At 76.2% G+C, this 7,309-nt stretch carries 9 protein-coding genes; 5 read left to right on the plus strand and 4 right to left on the minus strand.

From position 1 onward, the window contains the following. Window positions 1-516, plus strand: a 516-nt coding sequence (locus ACFWEK_RS16425) for a pyridoxamine 5'-phosphate oxidase family protein (RefSeq protein ID WP_430554724.1), incomplete at its 5' end; no start/stop codon positions are given. A gap of 7 nt (window positions 517-523) precedes the next feature. On the opposite strand, the gene ACFWEK_RS16430 is transcribed toward ACFWEK_RS16425, so the two are convergent. Continuing rightward, window positions 524-1,618: an RDD family protein gene (locus tag ACFWEK_RS16430; protein WP_430554725.1), complete on the minus strand. Its 1,095-nt coding sequence runs from the start codon at window positions 1,616-1,618 to the stop codon at window positions 524-526. Window positions 1,619-1,677: 59 nt separating this feature from the next. Then, window positions 1,678-2,865 (minus strand): PEP/pyruvate-binding domain-containing protein, encoded by a 1,188-nt coding sequence (locus tag ACFWEK_RS16435; protein ID WP_430554726.1) that lies wholly within the window; start codon window positions 2,863-2,865, stop codon window positions 1,678-1,680. A gap of 123 nt (window positions 2,866-2,988) precedes the next feature. Between ACFWEK_RS16435 and ACFWEK_RS16440 the strand changes: the two genes are divergently transcribed. Together ACFWEK_RS16440 and ACFWEK_RS16445 are read left to right on the plus strand one after the other, a co-directional pair. Then, window positions 2,989-3,408 (plus strand): DNA-binding protein, encoded by a 420-nt coding sequence (locus ACFWEK_RS16440; RefSeq protein ID WP_430544674.1) that lies wholly within the window; start codon window positions 2,989-2,991, stop codon window positions 3,406-3,408. Next, window positions 3,405-4,058, plus strand: a complete 654-nt coding sequence (locus tag ACFWEK_RS16445; RefSeq protein ID WP_430554727.1) for a transcriptional regulator — start codon at window positions 3,405-3,407, stop codon at window positions 4,056-4,058. Before ACFWEK_RS16440 ends, ACFWEK_RS16445 begins: the two co-directional genes overlap by 4 nt. Window positions 4,059-4,079: 21 nt before the next feature. Here the strand turns inward: ACFWEK_RS16445 and ACFWEK_RS16450 are convergent, their stop codons facing one another. Continuing rightward, window positions 4,080-4,472 carry a hypothetical protein gene (locus ACFWEK_RS16450; protein ID WP_430554728.1) on the minus strand — a complete coding sequence of 131 codons (393 nt, stop codon included), beginning with the start codon at window positions 4,470-4,472 and terminating at the stop codon, window positions 4,080-4,082. Between the two features lie 52 nt (window positions 4,473-4,524). Further along, on the minus strand, window positions 4,525-4,971 hold the full coding sequence (locus tag ACFWEK_RS16455) for a MarR family winged helix-turn-helix transcriptional regulator (RefSeq protein ID WP_430544671.1): 447 nt from the start codon (window positions 4,969-4,971) through the stop codon (window positions 4,525-4,527). A 160-nt stretch (window positions 4,972-5,131) separates the two neighbouring features. On the opposite strand from ACFWEK_RS16455, the gene ACFWEK_RS16460 reads away from it, so the two are divergent. After that, on the plus strand, window positions 5,132-6,331 hold the full coding sequence (locus ACFWEK_RS16460; protein WP_430554729.1) for an MFS transporter: 1,200 nt from the start codon (window positions 5,132-5,134) through the stop codon (window positions 6,329-6,331). 44 nt (window positions 6,332-6,375) lie between these two features. Next, window positions 6,376-7,206: an aldo/keto reductase gene (locus ACFWEK_RS16465; RefSeq protein WP_430554730.1), complete on the plus strand. Its 831-nt coding sequence runs from the start codon at window positions 6,376-6,378 to the stop codon at window positions 7,204-7,206. The last annotated feature ends 103 nt before the right edge of the window (window positions 7,207-7,309 follow it).

Raw genomic sequence — 7,309 nt, forward strand, 5'->3', positions numbered from 1 at the left:
GTCCGGCGGGTCTGTCCTGTCATGACCCCCACCGGAACCCTCGACGCCCGCTTCAGCGAGGCCACCGCGCCCACCCCCTGGCCGGAGGTCGAGGCCGCGCTGACGGCCGCGACCCTCTACCGGCTCGTCACCGTCCGGGCGGACGGCCGCCCGCACGTCACACCGCTCGTCGGGCTGTGGACCGACGACGGCTTCGTCTTCTGCACCGGCCCGGGCGAGCAGAAGGCCCACAACCTCGCGCACAGCCCGCACGTGGCCGTGACGATCGGGTCCCCGGAGTGGGACTCCGGGCTCGACGTCGTCGTGGAGGGCGTCGTCGTCCGCGCGACCGGCGAGCCGGAGCTCCGCCGGCTCGCCGACGGCTTCCGCGCCAAGTACGGCGACGCCTGGGACTTCGAGAACGACGACGAGTCCTTCGACCCGCACGGCCAGCGCGCGCTCGTCTACCGCGTCGTGGTCGACAAGGTGCTCGCGTTCGCCAAGTCGCCGCACGGGCAGACGAGGTTCCGCCCCTGACGTCGCGTCAGGTCGCCAGGTCGGGGTCCAGCGGGAGGGTGAGCGCCGTGCCGCACTCGCCGACCCCGTCGAGGACGGTGGCGGCCCACCCGTCGGCGAGCTCGTCGTGCGTCACGAGGGTCTTGGACCGGAGCGTCGTGGGCGGGCCGTCCGCCGCGTCCTGCGCCGCCACCGGCCAGGTTCCGTCGGCCCAGCCCGCGTCGCCGTCGTCGGGGGCGGTCGTGGCGGGCTCGTCGCCGGCGGCGCGGGCCTCGAGCGTGGGGGTGCCGGTAGGCCGCGTCGGCCAGTCCGCGGGCACGGTCCACCGCGCGCCGAGGCGCCACGTCGTCGTCCCGTTGCCGTGGATGCCCAGCCGTGACTCCCAGCTCTCCGTGCGCTGCGCGACGATCGTCGCCCAGGCCGACACGTCGGCGCTCTCGTCCGTGAGCTGGCAGGACCCGACGACGACGGGCCCCTCGGACCGGGCGCCCGAACCGGCCAGCAGGCTCATCCCGGCGGCGGGCACGCACAGCACGAACGCGACGACGCCGGTGGCGGGGCGCGGCCAGCGCACCCAGGACGCGTGCCGGTCGCGGGAGGCCCGTAGCCGCGCGACGAGCGGGTGCGGGGGCGGCGCCGTGGTGCGGACGGCGACGGTGCCGAGCAGCGAGTCGGCGAAGGTGCGGCCGTCCTTCCGGAACGCCGAGCGCAGGTAGCCGATCAGCAGGATGGCGTCGAGCACGTGCGCGAACCAGCGCAGCACGGTGCCCGTCAGCCCGATCGGCCGGCCGGTGCGGTCGTCGACCACCGCGACGTGGGCCACCCGCTTGCCCGGCGTCATGCCCGTGTACGCCTGGAGGATCCCGAGCGCGAGCAGCGCTCCCGCCGTCCAGGCCGCGCCGCCCGCCCCGCCGGGCCTGCCCAGGCCCGGGAGCGCGGCGAGGGTCGGCGCGGCGCCCGTCGCGAGGAAGGCCACCGCCGCCACGAGCGCGGAGTCGAGGAGCGTGGCCAGCACCCGCAGGCCCCACGCCGCCGGCGGCGCCGTCGTGAACGGGTCGAGGGCGTGCTCGACGGGCCGGCCCCGCCCCGGCAGCGCGTCGCGGCGGGACGCCGTCGTGGTCATGGTCGGATGCTTCCACGAGCGGGCGGGGCCGTCCATGGACCGTCCAGCCCGTGTCCAGGTCAGGCGGTCGCGACCGTGCCCGCGTCGCCGTCGACCGTCACCGTCCCGGCGTCGTGCAGGACGGCGGTCGCGGCGGGCACGCCGAGCACGGCAGGCAACCGCAGCTCGCGCGCGACGATCGCCGCGTGCGACAGCAGCCCGCCCGTCTCGGTGACGACGGCGGCGACCACGCCGAACAGCGGCGTCCACGCGGGGTCGGTCTCGCGGCACACCAGGACGTCGCCGGGCCGGACGGCGCCGAAGTCGTCCGGCCCGCGCACCACCCGCGCCGGCCCGCTCGCCCGGCCGCCGCTCGCCCCCGTGCCCGCGAGCCGCACGCCGTCGCTGTGAGCGGGCGACGGGGTCCGTTCTGCCCTCGGACCGGGGCCAGACGCCCGCTCCCGACCGCCGGCGGGGAGGGCGGCCGTGACCGGGCGGGCCTGGAGGAGCCAGACGGTGCCGGCGTCGTCCACCGCCCACTCGACGTCCTGCGGCCCGCCGCACAGGTCCGCGACCCGGTGCCCGAGCGCGGCGAGGCGCAGCACGATGTCGTCGTCGAGGCAGGGGCGGTCGCGGTCCGACGGCGGGACGTCGCGGGTGGTCGTCCCGGCGGGGGAACGGTCGACGCGGGTGCGCTTGCTCCCCGTACGACGCTCGACGACGCGGCCGTCCGCGACGGTCCACCGGTCGGGGTCGACGGCGCCCTGCACCACGCTCTCGCCCAGCCCCCACGAGGCCTCGACGACCGTGCGTCCGTCGCCCGTGAACAGCACGCCCGCCGCGCGCGCGTCGACCAGCCGCTGCACGACGACCGCGACGTCGGCGGCGGAGGGAGCGCGAGCGGGGGTGCCGGACGTCGCCGCCCGGTAGGCCGTGGCCCGCGGCCCGGTGGACGACGCCCGACAGGCCGCGACGGCCTCGACGACGGCGTCCGTGCCGGACACGCCGAGCAGGGTGTCGTACTGCCCGGCCGCGGACGCGCGCGGGCCGTCCTCGTCCGTCGCCGACGACCGCACGGCCACGGCCGAGCGCCGCCCGAGCACGTCGAGCGCTCCGTCGACGGCGGCGCGGAGGTCGACATGGTCGAGGGAGGCCGGGAGGACGAAGCCGTCCGGCACCGGCAGCCCGGCCCGCCGCAACGCGCCGAGCCCGGTCGCCTTGGCACCGTGCTCCGACGTCGCCCGCTCGAGCGCAACGACTGCCCGCACGCCGCACCTCCGTCCCCGCAGGTCGCTCTCCGAGATGCCGTCGACGGCCGCCAGGGACGGACGTCACGGCGGCAGCGTCAACGGATCGTTGACAATAGTTCGTTGATGGTGCACGGTCGCGGGATGGAACGCAAGCCACTCCCGGACGACCACGCGCACGACCAGGGGGCCGCCGCCGGCGAGGCCCGCGCCCGCCGCGTGCTGCTCGACCTGGGCGGCGACGCGCTCGCGCCGCGCCCCTGGCAGCCGGCGCCCGTGCCGCCGTCGGCGACAGACCTCGTGCGGCACTACCTGTGGCGGTCCGCGCGCGGGGAGCTCACGTCCGAGCAGGACGCCGCCGGGGCGCTCGCCGCCCTCGCGCTCGTGCCCGGGGCGAGGGCCGAGGCGGAGCAGCTCGAGACCGCCGCGCTGTTCACCGCGCGCGCCGCCGGGCACACCTGGGGCCGGATGGCGTCTGCGCTGGGCCTCGGCTCCCCGCAGGCGGTGCAGCAGCGGCTCGACCGGCTCGTCGCGAGGTCCGCGGGAGCGGGGGAGGCGCCGTGAGCCGCGCGTCCGAGCCCGAGCTGCTCGTGCTCCATGCCGTCCGCGTGCGCGGCACGGCGGACGACGCGGCCGTCGCCGAACGGTCGGGGCTCGCCGTGGACGACGCCCGCGAGCACCTGCTCGACCTCGAGGCGCACGGCCACGTGGCCTGGGCGGAGTTCGCCGGCACCGGCGGCTGGTCCCTCACGGAGCGCGGGCGGACCGAGGGCGAGCGCCGGCTCGCCGCCGAGCTGGCCGCCGACGCGTCGGGACGCGCCGCCGCCGTCGTGCGCGAGGCGGTCACCGCGTTCGCCCCGCTGAACGCGCGGCTGCTGAAGGCGTGCACCGACTGGCAGCTGCGGCCCTCGGACGGCGGACGGCTCGACGTCAACGACCACCGGGACGCGTCGTGGGACGGCCGGGTGCTCGACGAGCTGGGCGCCGTCGTCGACGGGGTACGCCCGGTGCTCGCCGAGCTCACCGGCGAGCTCGCCCGGTACGCGGGCTACGACGTGCGGCTCGACGACGCCCTGGCGGCGGCGCGGGCCGGCGACGGCGCGCGCGTGGCGGGGGTCGGCGCGGCCTCCGTCCACGGGGCGTGGATGGAGCTGCACGAGGACCTGCTCGCCACGGCGGGGATCCCGCGCGGCGCGGTCGAGCCGCGTCCCTGAGGGGCAGGTCCCGCGCTCGGCTCAGCGCTCGGACGCGGCGCCCAGCGCGGCGAGGACCCGGTCGCGGAGGAGCTCGTACTGCTCCCGGTGGTAGCGGGGCGCGTCCGGCGGCCTGACGACCACCGTGCCGCCGACGACCGTCTCCTCGGGGCGGAACTGGTCCGCCGTGAGGTCGACGTCCGTGCCGTCCGGCAGCCGGTTCCAGTAGTGGTGGCCGATCTGCGCCCCGTCGACGTGGACCTCGGCGAGGACCAGGTCGCCGCCGAGGACGTCCTGGACGACCAGGGCGGTCATGCCGCACTGGTCGCGCGAGGGGCGCTCGGGGGTCCACTCGGCGCTCATGTGCGGGTAGCAGGTGTCGGGGCCCCAGGCGGCGAGGAAGTGTTCACGGAGCTCGTCCACGGTGATCGGCATCCCCGCAGCGTGGCACCGGGCGCCGACACGCCCGGGGGCGCCGGCGCCGCCGTCAGACCGCGGCGACCTCGTGCAGCGACGACGCGAGCGGCGCGATCTCCGGGATGTCCTCGGCGCGCGTGAGCGCCTCCTCGAGCGCGCGGTCGTGCGTGGGCCGGGCCTGCTTCAGCAGGGCGCGGCCGGCGGGCGTGAGCTCGGTGTAGATGCCGCGGCGGTCGTCGGCGCACAGGATGCGCGTGAGCAGGCCGCGGTCCTCGAGGCGGGTGACGAGGCGCGTCGTGGCGCTGCTGGAGAGCGCGGCGGCGCGCGCGAGCTGCTGCATGCGCATGTGCCAGCCGTCCTGGCGGCTGAGCGCGTCGAGCACGGTGAACTCCACGACGGAGAGCTGGTGCTCCTTCTGCAGCGCTCGTTCCAGGTCCGTCTCGATCAGCCCGTGCAGCGCGGCGAGCGTGCGCCAGCCGCGCGCGCGGATCTCGACGGCGTCGTCGGCGATTCCCATGTCGGCCTCCTCGCGGGCCTCGTCGTCGGGCCCGGTGTCCCGTCGCCCGGGTCACAGCATAGCGCCTTGCGCCGATATAGCGCGTGTGCAACTATCTAGAACGTTGCGCGTGCAACTACTGCGTACGCAACGTTCCCCTCTCCCGACCCTGGAGGCCTCGATGCCTGCCGCGCTGTACGCCCTTGCCCTCGGGGGCTTCGGCATCGGACTCACCGAGTTCGTCATCATGGGCCTGCTCCCGGAGGTGGCCGCCGACTTCGGCGTCACCGAGCCGGTGGCCGGCTACCTCATCTCCGGCTACGCCCTGTCCGTCGCCGTCGGAGCCATCGCCATGACGGCGGCGCTGTCCCGCGTGCCGCGCAAGCGGGCGCTCCTGCTGCTCATGGTCCTGTTCATCGTCGGCAACCTGCTGTGCGCCGTCGCCCCCACCTACGGCATGACGATGGTCGGCCGGGTCGTCGCGGCGCTGTGCCACGGCGCGTTCTTCGGGATCGGCGCGGTCGTCGCGGCCGACCTGGTCCCGGCGAACCGACGCGCGGCCGCCATCTCGATCATGTTCGCGGGCCTCACCGTCGCGAACGTCGCGGGGGTGCCGCTCGGCACGTTCCTCGGCCAGGCGGCGGGCTGGCGCGCCACGTTCTGGGCCGTCACCGCCGTGGGCGTGCTCGGCCTGGTCGGCATCGCCGTGCTCGTGCCGCGCACCGCGCACCGCTCCACCGGCTCCGTGCTCTCGGAGTTCCGCATCTTCCGCGGCCGCCAGGTCTGGCTGTCGATGGCGGTCACCGTGCTCGGCTACGGCGGCATGTTCGGCGCCTTCAGCTACATCGCGTTCACGCTCACCGGGGTGAGCGGGTTCAGCAGCGCCGCCGTCCCGTGGCTGCTCGTCGTGTTCGGCGTCGGCACGGTCACGGGCAACGTGCTGGGCGGCCGCGCCGCCGACCGGAACCTCGTCAAGGCGCTCGTCACCGTCATCGCGGTGCTGGCCGTCGTCCTCGTCCTCTTCGCCCTCACCGCGCAGAGCAAGGCCGCGACCGTCGTCGGCCTGCTGCTCATGGGCGGCTTCGGCTTCGCGACCGTGCCCGCGCTGCAGACCCGCATCATGCGGTACACCGACGCCGCGCCGACCCTCGGTTCCGGCGCCAACATCGCCGCGTTCAACGTCGGCAACGCGTTCGGCGCCTGGGCGGCGGGCCTCGCCCTCGCCGCCGGGGCGGGCTACACGTCGCCCCTGTGGGTCGGCGCGGCCGTCACGGTCGCCGGGCTCGGCGTCCTGCTGGTCGCCGTCCGCACCCGCGGCGGCGAGCTCGCCCGCCCCCGCGCCGCCGAGCGTGAGCGCGAGCTCGCGCCGACCGCCGTCTGACATCCCCAGAACCTCAGCACCGCACCACCGGAAGGACCCATCTCATGACCGCGAACGTCCCCACCGTCTCCCTCGCCGACGGCAACGCCATGCCCCAGCTCGGCTTCGGCGTCTTCCAGGTGCCCGACGCCGAGACCACGGCGGCGGTGAGCGCCGCGCTCGACGCGGGCTACCGCAGCATCGACACGGCCGCCGTCTACGGCAACGAGCGCGGCGTCGGCCGCGCCCTGGCGGAGTCGGGCGTCGCCCGCGACGACCTGTTCGTCACCACCAAGCTGTGGATCGACCGGCTGGGCCGCGCCGCCGCCCGCGAGGGCCTCGAGCAGAGCCTCGAGAAGCTCGGCCTCGACCGCGTGGACCTGTACCTCATCCACTGGCCGACCCCCGCGACGGACGACTACCTCGACGCCTGGCAGGGCCTGGAGGACCTGCGCGCCGCCGGCCTCGCGACGTCGATCGGCGTGTCCAACTTCCTGCCCGAGCACCTCGACCGCGTCGCCGCCCTCGGCGGCAGCACCCCGGTCGTGAACCAGGTGGAGCTGCATCCCGCGCTGCAGAACCGCGACACCGTCGCGGCGAACGCCCGCCACGGTGCGGTGACCGAGGCGTGGAGCCCGCTGGCACAGGGTGCCGTGCTGGGCGACGCGCCCGTCGTCGACGCCGCCCGTGCGCACGGTGTCACGCCCGCACAGGTGGTGCTGCGCTGGCACCTGCAGCAGGGCCGCGTCGTCATCCCCAAGTCGGTGACGCCCGCGCGCATCGCCGCGAACCACGACGTCTTCGGCTTCGACCTCACGGACGCCGAGCTCGCCGCCATCGACGGGCTGGAGCGCGACGGCCGCACCGGCCCGCACCCGGCGTCGTTCAACGGCTGACCTCCGGCGCGCGCGCCCCCAGGGCGTTGTGGGTGGGATCGTGGCCCTGTCTCGTTCCAGGACCGAGGGTACGCCGCAGGGCGGGGGCGGCCCCTCGGGGGAG

Source organism: Isoptericola sp. NPDC060257, from assembly GCF_042726645.1.
Classification (GTDB): Bacteria; Actinomycetota; Actinomycetes; order Actinomycetales; family Cellulomonadaceae; genus Isoptericola; species Isoptericola nanjingensis.